This window comes from Glycocaulis sp. (assembly GCF_050485565.1).
Classification (GTDB): Bacteria; Pseudomonadota; Alphaproteobacteria; order Caulobacterales; family Maricaulaceae; genus Glycocaulis.
Genome location: NZ_JBJHBQ010000010.1, coordinates 1 through 23,908, shown reverse-complemented (window position 1 = coordinate 23,908; position 23,908 = coordinate 1). Strand labels below are relative to the sequence as shown.

Genomic DNA, 23,908 nt, shown 5'->3' with positions numbered 1-23,908 from the left:
GGTGCTTCAAACCTACAGCGCTGCCCGGCGGGAGCAAGAGGGTTGAAACCATGTTGATGGTTACGAGCGGTTAAGCATAACGCGCCAGTGTGGCAAGCTGCGGGGAAATAATCAGGGGCAGGCTGGTTCCATGGCCTCCGGAAAAGTCCATTTCGAGGTTTTCTTCAAGAAGCATCCCAAGGCTGAATGGGTGCTGGCGGAAGCCTTGAACGAGCGCACCGACGCGATTGCGCTGGCCGACAGGCTGGTCGCCAAGTCGCCGCGTGGCTCGTCGCGGGTGGCCCGTGAAACCTGGAGCGAGGAAAACGGCACATTCACTTCGGTGACGATTCACGAAGTGGGCGCGGAACGCTTCAGCGTCCCCAATGCCAAGACCGGCGAAGCGACCTTGCCGTGCGTGACGCCGGACGACCTGGCAGGCCCTGCCGCACGCGACACCATGCGCCGCGCTCTTGCCCAATGGCTGGAGCGCCAGGAAATCTGCCCGCTGGAACTGCTCTACCGGCCTGACATGGCCGAGGCGCTCGATGCGTGTGAAAGCGATCTGCAGCATGCCATCCAGAAGGTGGCGATCGCGCGCTCGCAAAACTCCGACGCGTCGGTCCACGCCTATGTCCGCCTGCTGACCGAGTTGGTGGAAAAGGCCATCGAAAAGGCGCGCAAGGACGCCAAGCGCAAGGCGCAGGACCCCAAGACGGCCAGTTTTAGGGAGCTGACCGAGAAAATCCACGCCGAAGGCAGCGCGGAAACGCGGCTGCGCCGGGCCATTGCCGAACGTCTTGCCAGTGCGTCCGGCATGGCGCGCAAGGCCGAGATGCTGCTCGATTTCCATGATGATCTGCCTGAGGACCCTGACGCGCGCGCCTTCGCGGCCAAAGAGGCGGATGCCTTTCTGGCCGAGATGCTGTCCTTTGACCGGGCGCTGAACCAGATTCTCGGCCAGAGCCGGGATCTGGGCGCACATGTCGAGCGCCTGACCAGCGTGTTTGCCGGCACCCAGACCCATCCCAGCATGACCGGCGCGCCCGATAATGCACGCCGGCTGGCGTCAAAATTCGAGGCAAGGCAATTGCCCGGCAGCAAGGGCGAGATTGCTCGGCGCGTGCTTGATGCCTTGCGTCAGCCGAGGCGCTTCAAGCCTGATAATGTTCTTGAGGAGATCGCGCTGGCGCGGTCTCTGGCCCAGCGCCTGATCGCGGCATCGGGCGAACATCTCAATCCCGAGGCGCTGGTGGAGGCGTTCACGGTGCGCTCGGCGCGCCTGCTCTCGCCGGAATCCATTGAAGAGGCCCTGAAAGAGGCTGTCACCCCGGCCGAGGAGATCACCCGGCTCTTGTCGATGGAAGACAATCTGGTGGGTGAGCAGAACAAGGTGAAGCTTGCTGCTTACGTGCGCGCCAAGCTGTCATCACAAAAATCGGTAAGCTGGTTTACCAAGGGGCCCGGCCAGCCGTTTGAACGCCTGGCAACGCTCTCATCGCTGCAAAAGCGGGCCTTGAAAGGCACGTTTCCCGAAGAGGCGAAGCTGGAAATGAGCGATGTGTTCGACCAGCTGGGCATTGCCATCATTCACGACAACCAGCTTTTTGAGCGCATCACCGCGTCAAACCTGCCAGCCCTTGACCGGGCCGCCGGCCTGCTGCGTCTGGCGGCGCAGGACATTCTGCCCCTGGGGCGCTGCCAGCAGGACGCGCAGGCGCGCGCCATGCGCCTTTTGTCGTCAGAGATGGGACGCGCCGAAGCGCGTGCCGAGAACGGTCCGGCCAAGCTGCAGGAACTGCAAAGCCTGCTGGCGCGCATCCAGCCTGCACCCCGGCCTGCTCCGGCACCTGAACCTGTTGATGATGAAGAGGAAATGGCCGCCATGGCCGACGCCCCGTCCTGACGGGATGCCTGCTATTCGTTAGAGGTCTGAACGATGCTGGCGGCGATATCCAGCAAGGTATCGACCGAGCTGGACAGCGCGCCGAGCGTCGTTCCCCCGTTCAGCACGTCATAACGGGAAAACACGACGGTATCGCCATCTACAACGACCAGCTTGATGGCGGCATAGGTCTGATTGACCTGATTGGCGATCTCGGCAGTGGCCGGGGTGTTGGTAAAGACAAGCTCGGTAAGAAGCCCCTGACACTGCCCGTTCTCGCAGGCCGTGCCGGTTACCATGTAGTTCATATTCCCGCTTGTGGCGGTCAGGATTGGCTGACCCCCCTCGGTAACCGTCTCGTTGGTGACCTCGTGGCCAAGCCCTGTGACCAGCGCGTGCATACCTTGCGCGTCAATACGCTCGATGACCGGATGGGTGTTTTGTGCGAGGGCCGGTGCGGCACACGCAGCGACAAGCGTTGCGGCCAGAAGGGTGCGGGTAATCAGGGTCATGGACATGTCCTACAATAAAGCTGCGTAAGGAGTGTGTCGGCTCTGGCCCTTCCTGGCAAATCAGGATTGCGGGGCGCTTTGCGCCGTTTCGCCCAGCGTGCGCAGCAGGGACCATGAATAGATCCCGCTATCATGGCCATCATCGAAGACCAGCCGCACCGCATAGCGCCCGACCGGCTCTGCGGCGGTGATTGTCACGCGATCAGCATGAGGGACGGCGCGCTTCTGGCCGGGACCATGGCCCTGCACCTCGGCAGAGGGGCTTTCGCGGCGCAGGAGCGCATAAGGGATGTCAAACACCGCGCCATCATCAAAGCTCGCGCGCAGGCGCTTTTGCGAAGCCTGGAAGGCAAGACGCACCGGCCAGGGCGCGGGCCCACGCTCAGCCATCCAGCTGGCGCGCTTCTTCGGGTAGCATGACCGGCACGCCCTCGCGTACCGGATAGGCAAGCCCTGCTGCGCGGGAAATCAGCTCGCCCGCCTCGCGGTCATATTCCAGCGTCTGGCGCGTGACCGGGCAGACAAGGATTTCCAGCAGCTTCGGGTCCACATGGGCGGACCGGCGCGGATTGGGTGTGTCGGTGGTTTTCTCAGTGCTCATGGGGGGCGTGTTTAAGGCAAAGCCGGTGTGTCCGGCAAGTCTAGTGAAGCCGGTCTGACGGGCCATAGGGCGGAGCCAGCCCGGCCTGCTCAAGCACGTGCTCCATCAGCGTGGCCAGAAGCTCGCGGCGTACGCCAGGGCTGGAAGCCTGCAGGAGGGCCTGCTTGGCCGGTGCGTCAAAGGGGGCGGCCATGGCCACCTTGCCGGTAATGGCCGAGAGGGGAGCACCCTCCATCGAGGCCCAGTCAGCTTCAATCCCGGCATGGTGAAAGAAGCGCTGCAGAAGGGCGAGGAAACCCGCCCGGTCCACGCCCGCCTCGTCGGCCTGCGGCCCGTCAATATCGTGCTCAAATCCTGCATAGTCCGCCCGCCCGACCCGGTAGGGCGTCTTCATTTGCGGCTGGGCGGTGAGGGTGAAGCGCGATACGCCCACCAGCACGATGAGATAGCGGCCATCTTCGGTTTCGGAGTGTTTGGCGATGCGCCCGGCCGTGCCGACGCGTTCCAGATCAGGCAGGTCACGCGGGCCGGTTTCGCGCGGCTGGATCATGCCGATAAATCCGTTCCCGCTCATCGCATCATCGACCATGTTGAGATAGCGCGGCTCGAACACGTTCAGGGGCAGAGCCTCACCGGGCAGGAGTATGCAGCCGCGGATGGGAAAGAGCGGCAGCGTGTCCGGCAGGGCGGGATGTACGGGCATGTGTTTTCGAGGGCCTCCTGATCTGTCTGTCGTGCCCTCTTGGGAACATAGACCGATGCGCGCCGTCAGCCAGACCCTAGCTGAACAGGATGGAGGACAGGCGCTTGCGCCCGGCCTTTGTCAGCTCGGATGTCTGCCCGGCCGCATCAAAGACGCGCAGCAATAACTGGCGGGCAGCGCCTTCATTCCACTCGCGGTCCTCGCCAATACTGTCGAGAAGCTGGGTGGCTGCGCCATCAAGATCACCGGCGCCGATCAGGGCGCGGGCAAGGTCATAGCGCAGGGCGGCGCCCTTTCCGCCGGCCTTTTCAAGGGCGGCGCGCGCATCGGCCGGATCGCCTGCATCCTCGCCTTCGCTGGCCAGCTCCATGGCGGCGCGTACGCCAGCGATGGCCGGGTCGCCTGCCTTGGCTGGCGGCACCTGTGCCAGAACGCCTTCAGCGCCCTCACGGTCGCCTTGAGAGAGGAATACCCGCGCCATGCCCGCCAGTGCGCGGGTGTTTTCAGGGTCAGCCTGCAGCACGGCGGCAAAGTCCTGCGCTGCGCCGCCTGCATCCCCTTGTGCAAGCGCCTCTTCAGCGCGCGCCAGCACGTCATCAAGCGCGGCCTCGTCGATCTCGCCGCTAATGCGCTTGATGAAGTCGGTGACCTGGCTTTCGGGCAGCGCGCCCATGAAACCGTCTACGGGCTGGCCGTTCACAAAGGCCAGCACGGCGGGGATGGACTGGATGCGCAATTGTCCAGCCACTTGCGGGTTCTCGTCGATATTGATCTTGACCAGCTTCACCTTGCCGCCCGCAGCATTGACGGCCTTTTCGATGACGGGGCCGAGCTGGCGGCACGGACCGCACCAGGGTGCCCAGAAATCGACCAGGACAGGCACTTGCTTGGAGACCTCCACCACATCGGCCATGAAGCTCTGGTCGGTGGAGTCCTTCACATGGCTGGTGGCGGCGGGTTCTGCTGGGCCGGTAGCAGGCTGATTGCCGAAAATCTGCATGACGTCTGATCCCTGGAGTTCCTGTCCGGGGCGCAAAAGGGGCATCCCGGAGTGTCGGTGTGTCGCGCCTTAGGTGGACCGACAGAGGCAAGACTGCAAGTGGGCCGTCAGGCCCCGGCCGTGAAATCCATGATTTCCGGTTCCCGGCCCAGCGCAGCCAGAAAGGCCAGCAGTCCGGCGCGCGATATGGCTGTGGTGGCGTCATTTTTCATCGGATGAAAATTCAGCGTCTCGTGCATCATCAGCGCGGCATCGAGAATGAAGCGCACGCGGCGGTCGGGATCGTTGACGAGGGCGAAGGCTGTTACCGAGCCGGGGGTTACGCCCAGCGCGTCTTCCAGCCGCTCTGCCGACCCGAAGGAGAGCCGCCCGCAGCCCAGCCGCTCATGCAGGCGTTTAAGCTCGATCCGGGTGGAATGCTCTGCCGAGATGAGGACGAGATTGCCCTTTTTATCTTTGAGAAACAGGTTCTTGGTGTGCCCGCCGGGCATGTGCGCCTTGATCTGCTCGCTCTCGGCCACGGTAAAGACAGGCGCATGATCGTGCGTGGTGTGGGCGATACCCAGCGCATCGAGAAACGTCAGCAGGCCCTTGCGGGTTACGGGCGGGGCGGGCAGCGGCAGGGGCGGAAGTGAAGCAGTCATGGCCTACTTCCTGCCCCGTCCGGCGGCGCGAATGCAAGAGATGAAATGAACGCGGCAGTGAAGGCTTGCCAAACCGCCAGCGATGCGCGATATACCGCGCCCTCTGGTCCTAGTGGCCAGCCCCGGTAACGCATATGAGCGGGCGTAGCTCAGGGGTAGAGCATCACCTTGCCAAGGTGAGGGTCGTGAGTTCGAATCTCATCGCCCGCTCCATTTGCCGGACCTGATCCCGAAATTTTGTGAATTCCGTCTGCCGGCGTGAGGCAGAGCTTTCGTGCAAGCCATTATACCTGCTTTATGCAAACCAGGTATAAGCGCGAGCGGTGGCCTGGTCTTTCGTGCGCATTTCCCCGCTGTCCTTACGTGCCTAGTGGCTTTCGCGCGGCGCGGCCGGAGAGGGCGGATCAGAGGCCGGGAAGCTTTCCTCCAGCGCCTCGTCGAGCGCCTTTTCACGGGCGGACTTGCGGGGGTGCCGTTTTGATGGTGAAACGGGTTTGGGCGGAACCGGGTGTTTGCGGGCCATTCTAGCCTCCCTTGCTGTTGTGCAAGAGCTAACCCGTCGGTCCGCCAGTCTGTTCCCTTTCCCGCCGGGCATACGTCGCCAGCCAGACCTTGCAACTCAGCAGAGAGTGAGCCGCGCTCTGGCCTCTGGCAGGCGGCCCAGCGAGGCGTCCATGGCTGAGCGCCATTTGGCACCGCGCGCGCAGGCGTCTTCATAGGCAAGCTTCAACTCCTCGGGCCGGTCCTCGTCCAGTATGCGTATAAGCAGATCTGCCTGAGCAAGGTCCTTTCTTGCCTTGGCTGCGCTTTCTTTCCGGCGCTGGCTGGCAACGATGAGCTTGTGGATGGCGTAGCGCTCCACACGCGGCACCTGAATGAGGACCCCGCTGCGATACAGGCCGACGGCCTGAACCGGTTCAGCGATCAGATAGTTCAGATATGACAGCGCCCGTGCATCAACGCCCAGCGGTGCGAGAGACACGATGTCCTGGTGTGACTGCATCCTTGGAACAAGAAACTCTACCATCAACCCGTCACCGGGCATCTTCCAGCGTGTGTGCTGGCGGCTATCACCTGCTTCGGAGACCGGATGCAGGCCCAGATCGGCGAAGGTTCTTGCCAGAGAAGGGTCGGGCTTGTCGTCGATGGCGAGTTTGAGGTTCTCGAACGCCGCAACATCAACATCTGCGGTAAGTCCCAGTTCGGGCGGGAAACGCACCCCCAGCTCCGCGCTGTAGAGCCGGAAGGCGTGGGTGCCGATTAATGTGCCGCCAAGCCGGAATGCTCCGGCCACGGCCATTGCCCGCAGCACCTTGCCCGTTTGCCGGTCGAGGGCTGGCAGTCCGGCGGCGCGCAACTGCGCCACCATGGACGCGCACCGCTTCTCAAAAGCGGCATGATCCGTGGCTGCATCACGGCCCGCTTCAATCCTTTGGTCCAGCTCGGCGCTTTGCGGGCCGAGATAGCGCTCCACAATCCGGTTGCCGAGGCGTTGGCGGACATACCAGTATTTGCGTCCGCCTTTCTCCTTCAGGACCGGTGTTCCACCCAGATTGCTGACGGCCTGCTGCCGGTGTGCCTCCAGGAGGTCCTGATAGGTTGTCTGAACGGAAAGGGGAAAGGTGTCCATATTGCCCAACAAAAAATTGTTTCGTTGGGTAATAGCAGTTTACCCCACGAAAGTAAATATTGTGGGGTAATTATCCGCCCATTCCGCCACTGATCCGCCTTCGTGCGGCCGGCGTATAGACAGGCGGGTCTCCGTTTGTGCGTCCCCAGCCTGCCATCGTGAGACCCGAAAGGGCGCTGCCGGACTGTCCTGTCCCCGTCTGGCAGCGCCCGCTTTTCCTTTTACCAATCGAGATCTTCGCCGCTGACATGGAAGAAGCGGCCATTCATGGCCGGATTGGCACGTGCAATGAGATCAAGCTGGCCTTCCACGCATTCATTGACGGTCAGCGTGCCGCCAGCACCGCCCATATCGGTCTTCACCCAGCCGGGATGGAAGATGAGGGTGATGATGCCCTTGGGTTTGAGATCAACGCTCAGCGACCTGCCGATGGCGTTAAGCGCTGCCTTGGATGCCCGGTAGGCGTAGTAGCCGCCGCTGGTATTGTCCGCGATGGAGCCCATGCGGCTTGATTGCAGGGCAATCACTTTGAGCTGGGACTTGGCCACCTGGTCTGCGAACGCCTCGGCGAGTTTCAGCGGGGCGATGGCATTGACCTGCAGGGTCCGGGTGATGGCGTCAAAATCGCTATTGCCAAAGCTCTGCTCATCGGGGCCGAACACGCCGGCATTGGCAAAGAGAATGTCGATCGGGCCGTTCACTTCGGCTTTCAGCGCGCCGGCCGCAGCGGCCTTGCCGGCATCATAGGCAAGGATTTTCAGGCGCCCGTCGCCTGGATCAAGCGCCTTGAGATCGCTGGCCTTGTCCGGGTTGCGGCAGGCCGCGCTGACATGCCAGCCGCGCGAGAGCAGGACGCGTGTGTGTTCCAGGCCAATGCCACGATTGGCGCCGGTGATGAGCATGTGGGGCATGTTTCGACAGTCTCCGCAGAAAAAGGACTTGTTTTCAGGTTCGCAACGAACCACACCGCGCGCCAATTGGTCCAGCCTTGGTGTTCATCATGCGGCAGTGGCGTTCATCGCTTGAATGGTGCAACGGTGCAGCTAGGCTGGCAGCATAATTTGCGGCGCGCCGCTCTGGTGCGCGCCTGACAGTTTGAAACGGAGCGCCCCCGAGCATGACCGCCGTCGTCAGTTCCGCCCATGCCTTTGATCGTGATGAGTTCCTCAAAGCCGCCCGCAAGCAGTGGAAGGCGCGCTTTGGCGCGCTGGATGACGCGGCAGAGAGCTTTGCCGGGCAGGTCTGGGAAGACTCTCTCTCTGACGATCTGCAGGGCATTGCGCTTGATGATGCGCTGACCGTATTCGGGGATTTCTGGGAATTTGCCGCGACGCGCACCAGCGACAAGATCAAGGTGCGGGTTCGCGAGGGTACAGGCAAGGACGGCAAGCCCTTAGGACGCGATATTGTCGAGGTTATCGGGCGGGACCGGCCGTTCCTGGTTGATTCGGTGATGGGCGAGATCGCCTCACAGGGCCTTGATGTGCTCGCCATGGTTCACCCGATCGTGCAGGTGCGCCGCGATGATGACGGCGAACGCTCTGACGGGTCCGGGCGCGTTGTGGCCGAATCCATGATCCAGGTGCATGTCGATGTGCTCGACAAGGCGGCCCGCGAGGCGCTGGAAGCCGAAGTGAGCGCCACTTTGAGCGATGTGCGCGAGGCGGTCGAGGATTGGCGTGACATGCGCGCGCGCATGGATGAATGCCTTGAGCATCTCAAAGCGGCCAATACGCTCGCGCCGCGCGAGGAGGTGGAGGAATCGCTCGCCTTCCTGAGCTGGCTGCGGGATGACCATTTCGCCTTCATCGGCTGCCGCGCCTACGGGTTTGATGTCGATGAGGCGGGCAATCTGCGTTCGCGTGAGCCGGAAATCCTCAAAGACAGCGGCAAGGGCATATTGCGCGATCCTGACCGCACGGTGCTGCGCCGTACCTCCGAGCCGCTGGTCATCGTGCCTGCGATCGAGGCTTTCCTGCGCGCGCCCAGCCCCGTGATCGTGGCCAAGGCCAATATGAAAAGCCGCGTCCACCGGCGCGTCTACATGGATTATATCGGGGTCAAGCGCTACCGCGACGATGGCGCGGTGGTTGGCGAGACGCGCTTTGTCGGCCTGTTCACGGCTGAAGCCTATGACCAGATGGCGCGCGACGTCCCGCTGATCCGGCGAAAAGTCCGCCGTGTGCTGGACAAGGCGGGCAAGGCACCGGGTTCGCACTCGGCGAAGAAGCTCCAGCACATTGTGGAGAATTATCCGCGCGACGAGCTGTTCCAGACCTCTGAAGAGGATTTGCTGAAAATCAGCCAGGGCATTTTGCACCTGTTTGACCGCCCGCGTACCCGGCTCTTCCTGCGCCGTGACCAGTTTGACCGCTTCGTGTCGGTCCTGCTCTACGTGCCACGTGACCGCTATAACACGCGGGTGCGGGTGGAGGCGGGCGAGCTGATCCGCAAAGCCTTCAATGGCCGCCTGTCGGCCTTCTATCCGATGTTTGGTGACGGGGCGCTGGCGCGCGTCCATTTCATCATCGGGCTTGATCCGTTCAACCATCCAGAGCCCGATCCGGCCGAGCTGGAGCGTGAAATCGCGCTGCTGGCGCGCACCTGGGAAGACGAGCTGGAAGCCGAGGCGCGCCGCGATGGCGACGCTGACTCCTTACGCGCGGTACGCACCTATCTGGAGGGTTATACGGCTGGCTATCGCGAGCGTTACGAGCCTGCTGCGGCGCTGGCCGATATTGCGCGGCTTGAGCGGCTGTCGGCTGACAAGCCGCGCGAGGCGCGTGTCTATCGCGACGCCGATGATGACGATGCGCATCTGCGCGTGAAGCTCTATAGCCGCAGCCAGATGCTGGCCCTGTCTCGGGTGCTGCCGGTGCTGGAAAATCTCGGCCTGCATGTGGAGGCGGAGGCGGGCTATCCCGTTCACCGCCAGCGCGAGGGCGAGGAACGCGAAACACTGTGGATACACGAGTTCGAGGTGGGTGCGCGTTCGGGTGCGTTTGCAGAGCTGGAAACGCTGGCTCCGCTGTTTGAAGATGCGGTTCTGGCGGTGCTGGACGGGCGTACCGAGGATGACGGGTTCAACACGCTGGTGCCGGCCATCGGTGTGAGCTGGCGCGAGGCGGCTTTCCTGCGCACCTGTGCACGCTACCGCCAGCAATCGGGCATGGACCCGTCGCAATCCATCCAGGAAGAGGCGCTTGCCGGGCATCCTGAAATCGCGCGCTGCCTGCTGGAATTTGCCCGCCTGCGCTTTGACCCCTCGCTTGATCTTGACCACAAGGCGCGTGAGGAAAAATCGGCAGCGCTGGAAAAGGAATTGCGCGCCAAGCTGGACGCGGTTTCCAGCCTCGACCACGACAAGGCGCTGCGCCGGCTGGTCAAGCTCATCAAGTACACGCTGCGCACCAATTTCTACCAGACGGGCAAGGACGGCCAGCCCAAGCCCTGGATTTCGCTGAAAATCGCGAGCCGCAAGCTGCGTGACCTGCCCGCGCCCAAGCCCTATCGCGAGATTTTCGTGTGGAGCCCGCGCGCGGAGGGCGTACATCTGCGCTTTGGCCCTGTGGCGCGCGGCGGGCTTCGCTGGTCGGACCGGCGCGAGGATTTCCGCACCGAGGTTCTGGGTCTGGTGAAGGCCCAGCAGGTGAAGAACGCGGTCATTGTGCCGGTCGGCTCCAAGGGCGGCTTCTATCCCAAACAATTGCCCAAACCGTCGGACCGGGACGCCTTCATGGAAGAAGGGCGCGAAAGCTATCGCACCTTCCTGCGCGGGCTTCTCGACATCACCGACAATCTTGATGCGGACGGCAATGTGGTGCCGCCGCAGGACGTCGTGCGCTGGGACGGGGAAGACCCGTATCTGGTGGTGGCTGCCGACAAGGGTACGGCCAGCTTCTCCGATATCGCCAACGCGGTGGCCACGGACGAATATGATTTCTGGCTGGGCGATGCCTTCGCGTCGGGCGGCTCTGCCGGCTATGACCACAAGAAAATGGCGATCACTGCGCGCGGCGGCTGGGAATCGGTCAAGCGCCATTTCCGCGAGCGCGGCAAGGATATCCAGAACGAGCCCTTCACCGTTATCGGCGTCGGTGACATGTCCGGCGATGTGTTCGGCAATGGCATGCTGCTGTCAAAGCAGATCCGCCTGCTGGCCGCGTTCGACCATCGCGACATCTTCATCGATCCTGATCCGCAGGACGTTGAAGCGAGCTGGAAGGAGCGCAAGCGCCTGTTCGATATGGAGCGCTCCAGCTGGCAGGATTATGACACCAAGCTGATCTCCAAGGGCGGGGGCGTGTTCTCGCGCTCGTCAAAATCCATCCCGCTCAATGACGAGATCCGCTGTCTGACCGGGCTTGAAGGCAAGAGTGCGACGCCAAACGAGCTGTTGCATGCGCTTTTGAAGGCGGAGGTGGAGCTGCTCTGGTTTGGCGGGATCGGCACCTATGTGAAGGCCGCTTCGGAACAGAACTATCAGGTCGGCGACAAGAATAACGACGCGATCCGGGTTGATGCCGAAGAGATGAAGGCCTGCGTGGTTGGCGAAGGGGCAAACCTTGCCATGACGCAAGCCTCCCGCATTGCCTTTGCCCGCAAGGGCGGCCGCGTGAATGGCGACTTCATTGACAACTCGGCTGGTGTGGACAGCTCCGACCATGAGGTGAATATCAAGATCCTGCTCAACCCGATGATGCGTTCGGGTGATATGAGCCGGGAGGAGCGCAACAAGCTGCTGGAATCCATGACGGACGATGTGGCCGAGCATGTGCTGCGCCATAATTACGACCAGACACTCACCCTGACGCTGGCCCGTGACCGGGCGGCGGACGATCTTGATGTGCATGAGCGCGTCATGGAGAGCCTGGAAGCTGAAGGGCGTCTGGACCGCGCTGTCGAGGGGCTGCCCGGCAGCGAGACCATCAGGGGCCTCAAGGAGCAGAATGACGGGCTTTCGCGGCCGGAAATCGCCATCATCACGAGCTATGTGAAGATCGCCCTGTTCGACAAGATCGTGGCCTGTGACGTGCCGGATGATCCGCATTTCACCGACACGCTTGTCACCTATTTCCCGAAAGCCCTGCACAAATATGCCGACGCCATGGACGGGCACCGGCTGAAGCGGGAGATAATTGCAACGCGCATCGCCAATGATCTGGTGAATATGGGCGGACCGGACTTCCTGCAGCGGGCGCTGGAGCTGAGCGGGGCTGATGCCCCGGCCATTGCAAAAGCGTTTGCCGCGGCGCGGGAGATTTTCCGCATTGATGATCTGACCGCGAAGATCAATGCGCTCGACAACAAAGTGTCTGCCAGCGCCCAGACCAGCCTGCACCAGGAGGTGCGCCGCCTGCTCTTCAAGCAGACGGTCTGGCTCGCCCGGCGCGCCCGCTCCGAGGAGGCGGGCAAGGCCGCGACCGTCGGCGACATGATCGCGCGCTACCAGGAAGGCGCTGACCAGCTGCGCGAATGGGGTGAGAGCATCCTCTCGAGCCATGAGCGGGCCGGGGTTGCCGGACGCCGGTCGCGTCTGACCGAGGAGGGCGCACCGGCAAAGCTGGCGGACGAGACGGCGCTGCTGCAGCCACTCGTCCCGGCCACGGATATTATCGATCTGGCCGCGAGTGCGGGCTGGCCGCTGGCGGCGGCTGCGCGCGCCTATCATGCCATCGGGGAGCGTTTCGGGTTCGATCCCTTGCGTTCTGCCGCCGGCTATCTGACCTCCGACCAGCACTGGGACAGGCTGGCCACGCGCCGCCTGGTGGAGGATCTGTTCGCCAGCCAGCTGGCCATCTCTACTGCCATTGCCCGCTATGCGGATGCGGCGGGCGGCAAGCTGAAAGCGGGGGTGGAGGAGCCGTCAGAGGAATGGGCCGACGAGCTGGTCTCCTCCTGGCAGGTGACGCACGCCCATGAGGTTGACCGCACCGATCATCTGATCGAGCAATTGTCAGCCTCAGGCGGGTGGACGCTCTCCAAGATCGCGATTGCCTCGACCGAGCTGCGCGAGCTGGCGCAGAACGCATCGGCGGAATAGGGGGAAGCCCTCGTCCTTCGAGACGCCACTTCGTGGCTCCTCAGGATGAGGGCTTTTGTTGCGCTTTTCCCTCATCCCTCGGCCACGTGGTGCTCGAAGCACGAGGGAAAAGCTAAGCGGCGATGATCTCGCCGTCTCTCACTTCCACCGGCACAGGCTTGAGACCTGCCTTTCCGGCGGGCCCGCCCGTGCACGCTCCGCTCTCGATGGCAAAGCTTGCCCCGTGAAACGGGCAGACGATGAACTGGCCTTCGCTGACCAGTGTGCGTCCCGAAGGCAGGCAGAGCGGGCGGCCCTGATGCGGGCACACATTCACATAGGCAAAGGCTTCATCGCCCTTGCGCACCAGCAGGATCGGCAGGGCTTCATAGTCTGACGGGAAGGCACCCGGATTGCCAAGCGCATCGAGGCGGCCCAGCACTGTGCCGGAGGGCGGCATATCGCTCATGCTCATGCGCCCTCGCTGGTAAAGGGACGTGAGAGCAGGGCGTTGATGGCGTCATCGACGCTGGCCCTGCCGCCGACAATCGCCGCCACGGCCTCACAGATCGGCATGTCCACGCCGTGGCGCGCAGCCAGCTCCATCACGGCGGGGGCCGTCGCGACGCCTTCGGTCACCGAATTGCGCGCCGCCATGATGTCTGCCAGCGCCTCGCCCCGGCCCAGCGCCAGCCCGCACGACATGTTGCGCGATTGCGGCGAGGAGCAGGTGAGCACCAGATCGCCCAGCCCGCACAGGCCCGTCAGCGTTTCACGCTGCGCGCCCAGCGCCACGGCGAGGCGCGTCATTTCGGCATATCCGCGTGCGATGAGGGCCGCATGGGCTGATTTGCCAAGCCCGCGCCCCTCTACGATCCCGGCAGCGATGGCGAGCACATTCTTCACCGAGCCGCCAATCTCCGCGCCGATCAGATCATCGGCCAGATAGGGGCGGAAGTTGGCTGAACCGATCATCTTGATGAGCTTTTCGCCCGCGTCCGCATCGGTGCAGGCCAGCGTCACAGCCGTTGGCAGGCCGCGCGCCACGTCAGCGGCAAAGGACGGGCCGGAGAGGACAGCAGGAATGGCCTCTGGCAAGGTTTCGGCCAGCACATCGCTCATTAGTTTCAATGTGCCGCGCTCAATGCCCTTGGAGCACAGCGCGACCGGCGTGCCGGGTTTCAGATGTACGCCGAAGGCTTCAAGGCTGGCGCGCATATGCTGGGCCGGGGTGACGACCAGCCAGGCATCGCAGGCCGAGAGGTCTGCGGCGTTATTGGTGGCGTGGATGGACGCGTCGAGCGTCACGCCTTTGAGGAAGACCGGGTTCTCGCGGGTTTCGTTGATGGCTTTTGCCACTTCCCGCTCGAACGCCCACAGGATGGACGGTGTTCCGGCGCGTGCGGCCGCCTGCGCCAGCGCCGTACCCCATGCGCCTGCCCCGATAATACCCAGTCTTGCGCTCATGCCTTTGGTCCCTTCTTGCCAGACCCTAGCAGCGGATCATCGCTGGCTGCACCGGAATCCAGCGGCCAGCGCGCGCGCGCCGGTACGGTAAGATCATCAGTGATACCGAGGCGCAAACGCTCTGCGCCCGCCAGCGCGATCATCGCGGCATTATCGGTGCAGTATTTCAGAGGCGGGAAGAGCGTGCGGAAGCCGCGTTTCTCCGCTTCATTCACCAGCGCCTCGCGCACCGCCCGGTTGGCGGCTACACCGCCCGCCGCGACCAATACCCGGCCTTCAGGATTTTGCTCTGCATACAGATCGAGCGCCCGGCCTGTGCGTTCGGCCAGATGCGCCGCGATGGCGGCCTGAGCGCTGGCGGCGAGATCAGCCCTGTCCGCGTCGTCAGGGCTTTCCAGCGCGTCAAAGCTGCGCTTCACGGCTGTTTTCAGGCCCGCGAACGAGAAATTGCAGGACTTGTCGTGCGCCAGCATGCGCGGGAGGGGGAAGCGTGACGGATTGGTTGCTTTCGACGCGAGCTTTTCCAGCGCAGGCCCGCCAGGAAAGCCAAGGCCCAGCACCTTGGCCGATTTGTCGAAGGCTTCGCCCGCCGCGTCATCGATGGTGGAGCCGAGCCGGGTCATCTCACCCACCCCATCCACGCTCAAAAGCTGGGTATGCCCGCCGGATACCAGCAGGAGCAGCCAGGGAAAGGGGAGGGGTTCAACAAGGCGTGGCGAAAGCGCATGGCCTTCAAGATGATTGACCGCGATGAGTGGTTTACCTGAACCGAGCGCCAGCCCTTTCGCGGTCATCAGCGCGGCCATCACCCCACCAATAAGGCCGGGACCGGCGGTGGCCGCGATGGCGTCCAGCGCGTCAAAGCCCAGCCCTGCCTCCTCCATCACCTCGCGGGCGAGATGGTCCATGCGCTCGGCATGGCTGCGCGCGGCAATCTCCGGCACCACACCGCCAAAGGGGGCATGATCGCTATTCTGGTTGATGACGCGCTCGGCCAGAACTTGCGTGCTTCCATCAGCGTTCAAGCGCACAATCGCCGCCGCGCTGTCATCACAGCTCGATTCAAGGCCCAGCACGGTAACGGGCTGGCCTTCTTGCGCGCCGGGGTGGGTATGGGATAACGCCATACCCATCCGTTAGCGCCGCTCCGGCAGGCTGACAACTCACGGAGATCATCTTGACCCGCTCCCTGCCCGTCATGGCGCTCGCCACCCGCACCTCTCCGCTGGCCATGGCGCAGGCGCTGATGGTGCAGGCACAGCTGGCGGCTGCGCACGGTGTGGAGGACATCGAAGCAGGCTTTCCGATCCTCGGCCTTGTCACCACGGGCGACCAGATCACCGACCGGGCGCTGCTGGATGCTGGCGGCAAGGGGCTCTTCACCCGCGAGCTGGACCGCGCGCAGCTGGACGGCGAGGCGGCGTTTGCGGTCCACTCGATGAAGGATGTGCCCACCCATCTGCCGGACGGGCTGGAGCTGGCTTGCGTGCTCGAACGCGAAGACCCGTCAGACATATTGCTGACTGCCACTGGCCCCGGCACGCTGGAAAACCTGCCTGAGGGAGCATTGATAGGCACGGCCTCGTTGCGCCGTCAGGCACAGGCGCTCCATGCCCGCCCGGACCTTCAGATCACGCTTTTACGCGGCAATGTCGGCACGCGCCTGCAAAAGCTGAAAGATGGCCCGATTGCCGCGACATTTCTCGCCAAGGCGGGCCTGAAACGGCTGGGACGCCCGGAAGGGGACTGGCCGGGCGTCAGCTTTGAGCACTGCCTGCCCGCCCCGGCGCAAGGGGCTATCGGCATCACGATCCGCAGCGATGATGAGGTGGCCCGCGCGGCGCTCGCCCCGCTCAATCATGCGCCCACCGCCCTTGCCATCGCCGCCGAGCGCGGCGTTCTCGAAGCGCTGGACGGGTCCTGCCGCACGCCTTTGGCTGCCTATGGAGCTTTCAGTGATGGCAGTCTGCACCTCACCGCCGAAGTGCTGAAACCTGACGGATCGCAGCGCTGGCGCATGAATGATACGCGAACAGGGATCGACACAGTGGAAGCGGCGCGAGCCTTTGGCCTGTCTCTGGGAGAGGCCCTGCGCAAGGATGGAGGGGCGGCGGTGGAGGCCATCCTCACCGGCACGGGATCATGAAGCCCGGCCTGCCGGTCATCATCACGCGCACCCAGCCGGGCAATGCCCGCACCGTCCGGGCCGTCCGGGCTTTGGGCTATAAGGCGATTGCCTGCCCGGTTTCGCAAGTGGTGCGCTCGCGTGCGGTGATTGACGCTGATGGCGCGGATGCGCTGGCCCTGACCAGTGCCAATGCGCTGCAGGCTGTCCGGGATACCGGACCGCTGCTTCACCTGCCGGTGTTCGCCGTTGGTGAGGGTACGGCGCAGGCTGCGCGTGATGCCGGCTTTGCGTCCGTCACCAGCGCTGACGGGGATGCCGAAGCGCTGGCGCGGATAATCGCGCGAGACCTGCCCGCAGGCCGTCATATCCTGCATGTAAGCGGTGAAGACCGGGCAGGGGATCTCGCCGGCATGCTGGAGGTTCTCGGCCTTCGCGCCACGACCCGCACCGTTTACCGCACACGGCTGGCGCGCGGGCTGACCGCACGTGCCAGAGCTGCGCTTGCAGACGGGCCAGCCATCGTGCTCATCCACTCGGCGCGCGGTGCACAGCGCTTTCTGGCGCTTGTGGATGCGGCGGAACTCACTGCCGCCCTCGCGCGTCTGGAGTTCATCGCCATATCGGAGCGCGCCGCTGTTCCGTTGCACACGCGCGGTCTGAAAGTGCATGTCGCAGCACAACCTGCCGAAGACAGTCTTCTGGCCGCGCTTGATGAACTGGCGAAGCGGCGCGGCGCACCCTAGGCTGTATCGACATTCAGTTTTGGAGCGTGATATGGGTGAAAATCGTTCAATATCAGGAGCAGGCCCGATGGAAGGGCCGTCCCCTTTCGAGGGACTGCGACGCAAGAGTGAACGATTTTCGCCATACCTCTTCGAGGCGCGGCGGATTTAGTCCCTGACGGCGTCGAGCCGCCCTTGTGGAGGGATGCTCCACGGCAGCCGTCTCTCCTTGTCAGAAACCAAATCCGCTACGCGTCACGCCCGAAACCTGAATGTCGATACAGCCTAGAGTGAGCAAAGACGCAGAACCAAAGGCGCGAAGACCCGATCATGCACGCGGACTCCCCTGAAAACACCCCTCCGCCCGGCGAGGCAGAGCCGATTGATGCCGAATTTGAACCGGCAAAGCCTGAAAAGCGCTCCGGCGGCGGCAAGGCGGCGATGCGCCTTGCAGGCTTTGTACTGGCGCTGGTGCTGGCAGGCGGTGCTGGCGGGGTAGCGGGCTGGTTTGCTGCCGGTTTGAACGCCACCGATGACGCAGGCGCTAGCGCCGAGATCGCCCGGCTGGAGAGCCAGCTGGCGGGGCTGGACGCGCGCCTGAACGCGGCGGAAGACCGGCCTCTGACCGAAATGGTCCCCACCGAAGCCTTGCGCACATTCGATAGCGAGATACGCGCTCTGGAAGAACGTGTGGAGGCGGTGGAGGCACGCCCTGCGGGTGAGGCGGGCGCGAGCCTTGATGAGGCCGCGCTGGAAGCGCTGCTGGATGAGCGCGAAGGGGGGCTGCGCGCCGAGATCGATGTTCTGCGCAGTGCCATTGAAAACCGGCCTGTGGCTGGCGGCGGAGCGGCTGATCTTGGCCCGCTTGAAGAAGCGCTGAGGACGCTGGAAGCCCGGCTGTCCGCTCAGGATGGCCGCATGGATACAGAGCTTGCGGCGGTTGAAGACCGGCAGAGCGAAGCCTATCGCCAGCTGTCGCGCGCCACATCCGAAGCGATAGACGCGGCAGAATCGAGGCTTTCGGCCCGGCTTGATGCCCTTGAAGTCCGCCTGAGCGAGGCCGAAGCCAGTGCTGGCGGCGAGGCCGAGGCTGTCGAGCGCTCAGCCGCGCGCATTCTGGCTTTCACGGCCTTGCGCGAAGCGGCGCAGAGTTCGGAGAGTTTTGAAGCGGAACGCGCCAACATGGCCCGGCTCTGGCCAAACGCGCCGGGCCTTGCCGCCCTGCAGCCTCATGCCCGCCGGGGCGTGCCATCGTCTGATGAGCTGGCAGAGAGCTTCCCCGCAGCGGCGATCCGCTCTGCCTCTGGCGAGACGCGGCGCTTTCTGGGCCTGTTTGAAATCCGCCCTGCCGATACCAGCCCCGATAGCGCGCTGGCTCTGGTCGGGCAGGCTGAAAACCGCCTTGCGCGCGGCGATCTGTCCGGCGCGGTGGAGGCGGCAGGGCGGCTGGAAGGCCCGGCAGCTGAAGCGGCGTCTGACTGGCTGGTCCGCGCGCGCGCGCGCCTTGAAATCGAGGCCGCCCTCATCACACTGCGCAATGCGCTTAGCAGCGCGTCCGCGCCGGGCAGGAGCACGCCATGATCCGCCTTATCCTCACCGTTGCCTTGTGCGTCATCACGGCGATTCTGGCCGTCTGGCTGACCCTAAATCCCGGCACGGCCAGCTTTGAATTTCTTGGCTGGCAGGCCGAGACCAGCTTTGCGCTCTTCATGGGCGTGCTGATCGTCGCGGCCTTCCTGCTGACGGTGTTGTGGTGGCTGATCGCCAAGATGTGGGGCGCGCCCGATGCCTGGCGCAAGCTGCGCCAGCGCCGCCGCCGCGAGCAGGGCGTTGATGCGCTCGAACGCGCCCTGATCGCCGCGGCTGCAGGCGAAGGTGAGCTCGCCGTGCGTCAGGCGGCGCGCGCCGATGCCCTGCTGGAGCGGCCCGCCCTGTCGCGCCTGCTGGCGGCAAGAGCCGCAGAGGCCGCTGGCAATCTCTTGGCCGCGCGCGGGCATTACGAGGCCCTGCTGGAAGACCCGAAAACGCGTCTTGTCGCGCATCGCGGCCTGTCTGTACTCGCTGAAACACAAGGCGAGACCGGTAATGTCATCACCCATGCGGGTAAGGCATTTGCCGAAGCGCGCACGGCCCGCTGGGCGTTTGACAGCCTGTTTAACGCGCAAGTGGCCGCCGCGCGCTGGGACGAGGCGCTGGAGACCCTCTCCGAGGGCGAAAAACGCCGCCATATCGCGCCGGACAGCGCTGCGCGCCGCCGGGCGGTGATCCTCACCGTGAAGGCGCGCCAGACCCGCCAGAGCGACGCAGAAAAGGCCGCAGAGCTGGCCGAGAAGGCGGCGCTCGCTTCGCCCGGCTTTGCGCCCGCCGCCGTGCTGGCAGGCGATCTCCTGCCCGCGCGCCGCCGCCACCGCAAGGCGGCTGACATCCTTGAAACCGCCTGGCGGCTGCGCCCCCACCCGGCGATTGCGCGCGCCTATGGCGAGCTTCGCAAGTCCGACACGGCAACGAAGAAGGCGGCGCGTCTGCGTACGCTCGCCGAGTTCAATCCCGATAACCGGGAATCGCGCCTTCTGCTCACCGGTATCGCCCTGCAGCAGCGCAATGTGGAGGCCGCGCGCAGCGCCATCACGCCCCTGCTGGCCGAGACGCCCCTGTCTGCGCGCGTGTGTACGCTGGCCGCCCGCCTGACGCGCCTGGAAGGCGATGAGGACGCCGCGCAGCGCTATCTTGCCCGCGCCGCCCATGCGCCGGGCGAGCCGGACTGGTCCGACATTGATGGCGACGGCGAAGCCTTCAACTTTGCCGAGAGCGACTGGCAGCGCCTTGTCTATGCCTGGGGCGATGAGGAGCGGCTGATCCATCCGCGCCATGAGCGCTTCGAGATGATCGCCGAGGCCATCCCGGATCGCGTGCTGCTTGAAGCGCCAAAACCGGCTGCAAAAGGACCGCCCGCCACTGATACAGCTCCTGTCATCATCGCGCCTGCGCCGTTACCAGACCGGGAAACAAGACAGCGCGAGGAAACCCCGGCTGCGGGTCCGCGCTTTGCGCCCGATGATCCGGGCGTCGATGAAGACGATAAGGGCTAAGGATTAGCGAATGGCACGGCTGATCGTGGGGGTAAGCGGGGGATCAGCCTCCGGCAAGACGGAGATTGCGCGCGCCGCCGCCCGCGCCATTGCGCCCCTGAGCGCGCTCGTCATGGCGGAAGATGATTATTACGGCGATCACGGTGCCTCGCCCGATTTTGATGCGGCCCGATTCAATTTCGATCATCCTGCTTCTCGCGATCATGCGCTTCTGGCCGATCATCTGGACGCGCTCAGGCGCGGTGAGAGCGTGGATGCGCCAATCTATGATTTCACCATCCACCGCCGGCGCGCCGATACGCGCCGCATCGCGCCGTGTGACATCATCTTCGTGGAGGGCATTCACCTCTTCTGCGATGCGCGGCTCAAAGAGCTGTTTGATATCCGCGTCTATGTCGATGCGCCCGACGATATCCGCCTCGCCCGGCGCCTGCTGCGCGATGTGAACGAGCGCGGGCGCACGGCGCAATCGGTGGTCGGCCAGTATCTTGGCACCGTGCGGCCCATGCACCATGAATGGACGCACCCCAATGCCGATTGCGCCCATATAGTGATCCGCAATGACGCGGCCGCCGCGCGGCCGGCTGATCATCTCGAAGCCTTTTTCGATGCGCTGGCAAAGCCCGTCGTGGAGGCGATACGGGCGAAGGCGGGGTAGTGGACCCCACAGCTACACTACCCCTCGTCATTCCGGGGGAGCGCAGCGACACCCGGAACCCGGATTTCGTTTCACCGGCGCACGCCGGTGCCCAGCATTTCTGGCCCCCGACTTTCGTCGGGGAAACGCGTAGTTCCACTAGCGTCTATTGTTGTCATGGCCCGGCTTGCTTCTCCCCCTCGTCGTTCCCGTGCAGGCGGGAACCCAGAGCCGCTTGGCACAAACATAGCTCTACGATCTCTGGATCCCCGTCTGCGCGGGGATGACGAGGTTGGGGTGTTGGTATCTGGTATTGCAGGGGGTGCTCTGGCCTTTCCGCCGGGGTCCCCGCCCCCGAGCGGGGACCCAGAATCCAGGAGCGCCGCACTTTGCCAGTTGAGGCGGGAGAAAGACTGGATCCCGGGTTCCCCGTTTTCACGGGGACAGGCAAGCCCGGGAACCCGGTTGATGGGTAGACGCATGTCAGGCTGTGGTTTCGCGCCCCGAAATCGCGCCATCCAGACCACACACACAAGCGCGCTTGCGAAGACACGCGTTCGCGGATAGTTTGCGCGCCGCCGGGAAGGGGCCGTCCGCCTCGCCCCCGCACCCGCCCGTTATCCGACGTGGCAAAGCCGCTTTAGCTCAGCTGGTAGAGCAACGCATTCGTAATGCGTAGGTCGCGTGTTCGAGTCACGCAAGCGGCACCATTTTTTCAGGGTCGGCCAGCAATCCTCTCGCAGCCGCCGCCGAAATAGCCAACACCATTATAGTAGACAAACGGCATTCCTTCTTCCCAGACGGCTATGTTCAGGAAGGTAAGGGCATCCCGGAAGATGGCACGCATACTGTGGCCCTCGTCGATATCGCCGGGGTGGATTACCTCATACTGAATGGGTTCGTCCCAAGCTCTGAGCCGCAGGCTGCCCGTCTGCACGTCGAAGAATAGCTCGGCCATTGCCTGTACAAACGGATCGTCTTCTTGATTAACGACCAGGCCGTCGGCGGTGGGAACAGCCCGATTTTTGAACTCGCATTTATACAGCTGCGCCTGAGCGGGGGCAGCGAGATGAAGAATCGCTATTGCGGAGCAGACACGGAGTATCATCGAACTTCGCCTGTAGAGCTTCTTTGGACGTTAGCGCGTTAATTGGAGTTCTGACACCCCCTTCCCCTTCTCCCCGCTTCCCCTATCATCGCTCGCACAAAAGGCCCGTCAGTGGCCGGGCGTGAGAGGCAAAGCTCCTCACGCGCAATGAGGGAGGAGACGCGAATGATCGATGCGGGCAAGCTCGTATCCATGGCCGATGTCGTGCGCCAGCAGGCGCGCGTGAACGGCACGGTAGCGGCGCAAATATTCCAGGATCGCACCACGAGCTATGCCGCGCTGGACAGCCATGCCAGCCGGGTCGCCAACGGGCTCATTGCGCTGGGGTGTGAGCCGGGCGCGCGCATCGGCCATCTGGGCAAGAATAGCGATTATTTCGCCGAGCTGCTCTTTGGTGCGGCCAAGGCGCGATGCGTGCTGACGGGGGTGAACTGGCGCCTCGCCGGGCCGGAAATCCTTTTCATCCTGAAGGATGCGGGCGTCACCGCGCTCTTTGTCGATGCCGAATACTATCCGCTGGTGGAGAGCCTTCTGCCCGCTTTGCCTTCCCTGCGCACGGTGATCGCGCTCGATGGCGGGCATGCCAGATGGAAAGGCTATACGGGCTGGCGGGACGGGCAGTCCGACACCGATCCGATGCTGAAGACCGACCCGAAAGAGGACGTGCTACAGCTCTACACCTCCGGCACGACGGGCCATCCCAAGGGTGTGGTGCTCTCGCACGGCGCGTATCTCTCCCTCTTCGAGCAGGGCCTGCATGACGGGTTTGTGCGCTGGGAGCCGGGCGATCCAAACCTCATCGCCATGCCCTATTTCCATGTGGCCGGCACGAACTGGGCGCTCCTGGGCTTCTATCAGGCGGCAACGAATATCATCGTGAAGGAAGTCGATCCGGTCGCGATCCTTGACCTGATCGAACAGCACAAGGTCCAGACCAGCTTCTTCGTGCCCGCGGTGATCCTTTTCCTCGTGCAGGCAAGCGCCATGAAGCCGCGCGACTTCTCGTCCCTGAGGCTGATTGCCTATGGCGCGTCGCCGATTGCCGAGGAATTGCTGCTGAAAGCAGCGAAGATTTTCGATTGCGGCTTTATCCAGTTCTATGGCCTGACCGAGACCAATGGGGCGGCGGTGCACCTGCCGCCCGCCGACCATGATCCTGCGCGCGGCAAGCTGCGCGCTGCAGGCAAGCCCAATGCCGGTATCGAGATCCGCGTCGCGGGCGAGGACGGCCAGCCGGTCGCGCAAGGCGAGGTGGGTGAGGTGTGGATACGCGGCACCAGCCTGATGACAGGCTATTGGAACCGGCCCGATGCCACGGCAGAGGTGATCAATTCCGATGGCTGGTTCAAATCGGGCGATGCGGGGTATCTGGACGAGGATGGCTATCTCTTCATCCATGACCGAGTGAAGGACATGATCATTTCCGGCGGCGAGAATATCTACCCGGCAGAGGTGGAAAACGCGCTCTTCTCCCATCCGGGCGTGGCCGATGTGGCCGTGATCGGCGTGCCGGACGAGCGCTGGGGCGAGGCCGTGAAGGCGATTGTCGTGAAAGCGCCGGGCTCAGACGCAACGCCAGAGGCCCTGATCGCGCACGCACGGGAGCGCATCGCGGCCTATAAGGTGCCAAAGACCGTCAACTTCATCGATGCTTTGCCGCGCAATCCCACGGGCAAGATATTGAAGCGCGTTCTTCGCGAGCCCTACTGGAAGGGCCGCGACCGGGCGGTGAGCTAGGGCGCGACTTCTTCGCCTGCAAAATCGAAACAGCGTCCGGAGTG

At 63.9% G+C, this 23,908-nt stretch carries 21 protein-coding genes and 2 tRNA genes; 10 read left to right on the top strand and 13 right to left on the bottom strand.

Annotated features, from left to right (window positions below; translation table 11 throughout):
• The first annotated feature begins 130 nt into the window (after positions 1-130).
• Positions 131-1,885, top strand: a complete 1,755-nt coding sequence (locus ACQ5ID_RS11620; RefSeq protein WP_429912610.1) for a hypothetical protein — start codon at positions 131-133, stop codon at positions 1,883-1,885.
• A gap of 11 nt (positions 1,886-1,896) precedes the next feature.
• On the opposite strand, the gene ACQ5ID_RS11615 is transcribed toward ACQ5ID_RS11620, so the two are convergent.
• The 6 genes from ACQ5ID_RS11615 to ACQ5ID_RS11590 all read right to left on the bottom strand — a co-directional run bounded on the left by ACQ5ID_RS11615 (position 1,897) and on the right by ACQ5ID_RS11590 (position 5,324).
• Entirely contained in the window at positions 1,897-2,376 is a 480-nt protein-coding gene (locus tag ACQ5ID_RS11615; RefSeq protein WP_429912609.1) for a YbjN domain-containing protein, read from the bottom strand.
• A gap of 60 nt (positions 2,377-2,436) precedes the next feature.
• Entirely contained in the window at positions 2,437-2,766 is a 330-nt protein-coding gene (locus ACQ5ID_RS11610) for a gamma-butyrobetaine hydroxylase-like domain-containing protein (protein WP_429912608.1), read from the bottom strand.
• Complete coding sequence (locus tag ACQ5ID_RS11605) at positions 2,759-2,977, bottom strand: Trm112 family protein (RefSeq protein ID WP_429912607.1); 219 nt, start codon at positions 2,975-2,977, stop codon at positions 2,759-2,761. The genes ACQ5ID_RS11610 and ACQ5ID_RS11605 overlap by 8 nt, the downstream gene beginning before the upstream one ends.
• A 40-nt stretch (positions 2,978-3,017) precedes the next feature.
• A complete protein-coding gene (locus ACQ5ID_RS11600; protein WP_429912606.1) occupies positions 3,018-3,680 on the bottom strand; it encodes an LON peptidase substrate-binding domain-containing protein in 663 nt (220 codons plus the stop codon).
• Positions 3,681-3,756: 76 nt separating this feature from the next.
• On the bottom strand, positions 3,757-4,680 hold the full coding sequence (gene trxA, locus ACQ5ID_RS11595) for a thioredoxin (RefSeq protein ID WP_429912605.1): 924 nt from the start codon (positions 4,678-4,680) through the stop codon (positions 3,757-3,759).
• Positions 4,681-4,787: 107 nt separating this feature from the next.
• Complete coding sequence (locus tag ACQ5ID_RS11590; protein ID WP_429912604.1) at positions 4,788-5,324, bottom strand: prolyl-tRNA synthetase associated domain-containing protein; 537 nt, start codon at positions 5,322-5,324, stop codon at positions 4,788-4,790.
• A gap of 138 nt (positions 5,325-5,462) precedes the next feature.
• On the opposite strand from ACQ5ID_RS11590, the gene ACQ5ID_RS11585 reads away from it, so the two are divergent.
• Positions 5,463-5,537: transfer RNA gene (locus ACQ5ID_RS11585), tRNA-Gly, on the top strand.
• 154 nt (positions 5,538-5,691) lie between these two features.
• Here the strand turns inward: ACQ5ID_RS11585 and ACQ5ID_RS11580 are convergent.
• The 3 genes from ACQ5ID_RS11580 to ACQ5ID_RS11570 form a co-directional block, all read right to left on the bottom strand.
• Positions 5,692-5,847 (bottom strand): hypothetical protein, encoded by a 156-nt coding sequence (locus ACQ5ID_RS11580; protein WP_429912603.1) that lies wholly within the window; start codon positions 5,845-5,847, stop codon positions 5,692-5,694.
• Positions 5,848-5,943: 96 nt separating this feature from the next.
• On the bottom strand, positions 5,944-6,954 hold the full coding sequence (locus ACQ5ID_RS11575; protein ID WP_429912602.1) for a nucleotidyltransferase family protein: 1,011 nt from the start codon (positions 6,952-6,954) through the stop codon (positions 5,944-5,946).
• 221 nt (positions 6,955-7,175) lie between these two features.
• Positions 7,176-7,865, bottom strand: coding sequence for an SDR family oxidoreductase (locus tag ACQ5ID_RS11570; RefSeq protein WP_429912601.1), 690 nt, complete (start codon positions 7,863-7,865; stop codon positions 7,176-7,178).
• 206 nt (positions 7,866-8,071) lie between these two features.
• On the opposite strand from ACQ5ID_RS11570, the gene ACQ5ID_RS11565 reads away from it, so the two are divergent.
• Complete coding sequence (locus tag ACQ5ID_RS11565) at positions 8,072-12,997, top strand: NAD-glutamate dehydrogenase (RefSeq protein ID WP_429912600.1); 4,926 nt, start codon at positions 8,072-8,074, stop codon at positions 12,995-12,997.
• A 112-nt stretch (positions 12,998-13,109) separates the two neighbouring features.
• Here ACQ5ID_RS11565 and ACQ5ID_RS11560 read toward each other — a convergent pair whose 3' ends face one another.
• Genes ACQ5ID_RS11560 through tsaD form a run of 3 tightly spaced genes read right to left on the bottom strand, consistent with a single transcriptional unit; the run spans position 13,110 to position 15,570 of the window.
• Positions 13,110-13,445 (bottom strand): Rieske (2Fe-2S) protein, encoded by a 336-nt coding sequence (locus tag ACQ5ID_RS11560; protein ID WP_429912599.1) that lies wholly within the window; start codon positions 13,443-13,445, stop codon positions 13,110-13,112.
• 2 nt (positions 13,446-13,447) lie between these two features.
• A complete protein-coding gene (locus ACQ5ID_RS11555; RefSeq protein WP_429912598.1) occupies positions 13,448-14,443 on the bottom strand; it encodes an NAD(P)H-dependent glycerol-3-phosphate dehydrogenase in 996 nt (331 codons plus the stop codon).
• Positions 14,440-15,570 carry a tRNA (adenosine(37)-N6)-threonylcarbamoyltransferase complex transferase subunit TsaD gene (gene tsaD, locus ACQ5ID_RS11550; protein WP_429912597.1) on the bottom strand — a complete coding sequence of 377 codons (1,131 nt, stop codon included), beginning with the start codon at positions 15,568-15,570 and terminating at the stop codon, positions 14,440-14,442. The genes ACQ5ID_RS11555 and tsaD overlap by 4 nt, the downstream gene beginning before the upstream one ends.
• Positions 15,571-15,620: 50 nt before the next feature.
• Between tsaD and hemC the strand changes: the two genes are divergently transcribed.
• The 6 genes from hemC to ACQ5ID_RS11520 all read left to right on the top strand — a co-directional run bounded on the left by hemC (position 15,621) and on the right by ACQ5ID_RS11520 (position 21,729).
• Positions 15,621-16,589 carry a hydroxymethylbilane synthase gene (gene hemC, locus ACQ5ID_RS11545; protein ID WP_429912596.1) on the top strand — a complete coding sequence of 323 codons (969 nt, stop codon included), beginning with the start codon at positions 15,621-15,623 and terminating at the stop codon, positions 16,587-16,589.
• Positions 16,586-17,314 (top strand): uroporphyrinogen-III synthase, encoded by a 729-nt coding sequence (locus ACQ5ID_RS11540; protein ID WP_429912595.1) that lies wholly within the window; start codon positions 16,586-16,588, stop codon positions 17,312-17,314. The genes hemC and ACQ5ID_RS11540 overlap by 4 nt, the downstream gene beginning before the upstream one ends.
• Before the next feature lie 309 nt (positions 17,315-17,623).
• Positions 17,624-18,874, top strand: a complete 1,251-nt coding sequence (locus tag ACQ5ID_RS11535; RefSeq protein ID WP_429912594.1) for a mitofilin family membrane protein — start codon at positions 17,624-17,626, stop codon at positions 18,872-18,874.
• Positions 18,871-20,382, top strand: a complete 1,512-nt coding sequence (locus ACQ5ID_RS11530; protein ID WP_429912593.1) for a heme biosynthesis protein HemY — start codon at positions 18,871-18,873, stop codon at positions 20,380-20,382. Before ACQ5ID_RS11535 ends, ACQ5ID_RS11530 begins: the two co-directional genes overlap by 4 nt.
• Before the next feature lie 10 nt (positions 20,383-20,392).
• Positions 20,393-21,040, top strand: coding sequence for a uridine kinase (gene udk, locus ACQ5ID_RS11525; protein ID WP_429912592.1), 648 nt, complete (start codon positions 20,393-20,395; stop codon positions 21,038-21,040).
• A gap of 613 nt (positions 21,041-21,653) precedes the next feature.
• Positions 21,654-21,729 (top strand) — tRNA-Thr (locus ACQ5ID_RS11520).
• Between the two features lie 5 nt (positions 21,730-21,734).
• Here the strand turns inward: ACQ5ID_RS11520 and ACQ5ID_RS11515 are convergent.
• Positions 21,735-22,127: a hypothetical protein gene (locus ACQ5ID_RS11515; protein ID WP_429912591.1), complete on the bottom strand. Its 393-nt coding sequence runs from the start codon at positions 22,125-22,127 to the stop codon at positions 21,735-21,737.
• Positions 22,128-22,292: 165 nt separating this feature from the next.
• Here ACQ5ID_RS11515 and ACQ5ID_RS11510 point away from each other — a divergent pair, with 165 nt between their 5' ends.
• A complete protein-coding gene (locus ACQ5ID_RS11510) occupies positions 22,293-23,864 on the top strand; it encodes a long-chain-fatty-acid--CoA ligase (protein ID WP_429912590.1) in 1,572 nt (523 codons plus the stop codon).
• Positions 23,865-23,908 lie beyond the last annotated feature (44 nt).

What these genes read in the sequence shown, in the direction of transcription:
- ACQ5ID_RS11620 (WP_429912610.1), top strand. Translation starts at nt 131, where the DNA reads ATGGCCTCCGGAAAAGTCCATTTCGAGGTTTTCTTCAAGAAGCATCCC.
- ACQ5ID_RS11615 (WP_429912609.1), bottom strand. Translation starts at nt 2,376, where the DNA reads ATGACCCTGATTACCCGCACCCTTCTGGCCGCAACGCTTGTCGCTGCG.
- ACQ5ID_RS11610 (WP_429912608.1), bottom strand. Translation starts at nt 2,766, where the DNA reads ATGGCTGAGCGTGGGCCCGCGCCCTGGCCGGTGCGTCTTGCCTTCCAG.
- ACQ5ID_RS11605 (WP_429912607.1), bottom strand. Translation starts at nt 2,977, where the DNA reads ATGAGCACTGAGAAAACCACCGACACACCCAATCCGCGCCGGTCCGCC.
- ACQ5ID_RS11600 (WP_429912606.1), bottom strand. Translation starts at nt 3,680, where the DNA reads ATGCCCGTACATCCCGCCCTGCCGGACACGCTGCCGCTCTTTCCCATC.
- trxA (WP_429912605.1), bottom strand. Translation starts at nt 4,680, where the DNA reads ATGCAGATTTTCGGCAATCAGCCTGCTACCGGCCCAGCAGAACCCGCC.
- ACQ5ID_RS11590 (WP_429912604.1), bottom strand. Translation starts at nt 5,324, where the DNA reads ATGACTGCTTCACTTCCGCCCCTGCCGCTGCCCGCCCCGCCCGTAACC.
- ACQ5ID_RS11580 (WP_429912603.1), bottom strand. Translation starts at nt 5,847, where the DNA reads ATGGCCCGCAAACACCCGGTTCCGCCCAAACCCGTTTCACCATCAAAA.
- ACQ5ID_RS11575 (WP_429912602.1), bottom strand. Translation starts at nt 6,954, where the DNA reads ATGGACACCTTTCCCCTTTCCGTTCAGACAACCTATCAGGACCTCCTG.
- ACQ5ID_RS11570 (WP_429912601.1), bottom strand. Translation starts at nt 7,865, where the DNA reads ATGCCCCACATGCTCATCACCGGCGCCAATCGTGGCATTGGCCTGGAA.
- ACQ5ID_RS11565 (WP_429912600.1), top strand. Translation starts at nt 8,072, where the DNA reads ATGACCGCCGTCGTCAGTTCCGCCCATGCCTTTGATCGTGATGAGTTC.
- ACQ5ID_RS11560 (WP_429912599.1), bottom strand. Translation starts at nt 13,445, where the DNA reads ATGAGCGATATGCCGCCCTCCGGCACAGTGCTGGGCCGCCTCGATGCG.
- ACQ5ID_RS11555 (WP_429912598.1), bottom strand. Translation starts at nt 14,443, where the DNA reads ATGAGCGCAAGACTGGGTATTATCGGGGCAGGCGCATGGGGTACGGCG.
- tsaD (WP_429912597.1), bottom strand. Translation starts at nt 15,570, where the DNA reads ATGGCGTTATCCCATACCCACCCCGGCGCGCAAGAAGGCCAGCCCGTT.
- ACQ5ID_RS11540 (WP_429912595.1), top strand. Translation starts at nt 16,586, where the DNA reads ATGAAGCCCGGCCTGCCGGTCATCATCACGCGCACCCAGCCGGGCAAT.
- ACQ5ID_RS11535 (WP_429912594.1), top strand. Translation starts at nt 17,624, where the DNA reads ATGCACGCGGACTCCCCTGAAAACACCCCTCCGCCCGGCGAGGCAGAG.
- ACQ5ID_RS11530 (WP_429912593.1), top strand. Translation starts at nt 18,871, where the DNA reads ATGATCCGCCTTATCCTCACCGTTGCCTTGTGCGTCATCACGGCGATT.
- udk (WP_429912592.1), top strand. Translation starts at nt 20,393, where the DNA reads ATGGCACGGCTGATCGTGGGGGTAAGCGGGGGATCAGCCTCCGGCAAG.
- ACQ5ID_RS11515 (WP_429912591.1), bottom strand. Translation starts at nt 22,127, where the DNA reads ATGATACTCCGTGTCTGCTCCGCAATAGCGATTCTTCATCTCGCTGCC.
- ACQ5ID_RS11510 (WP_429912590.1), top strand. Translation starts at nt 22,293, where the DNA reads ATGATCGATGCGGGCAAGCTCGTATCCATGGCCGATGTCGTGCGCCAG.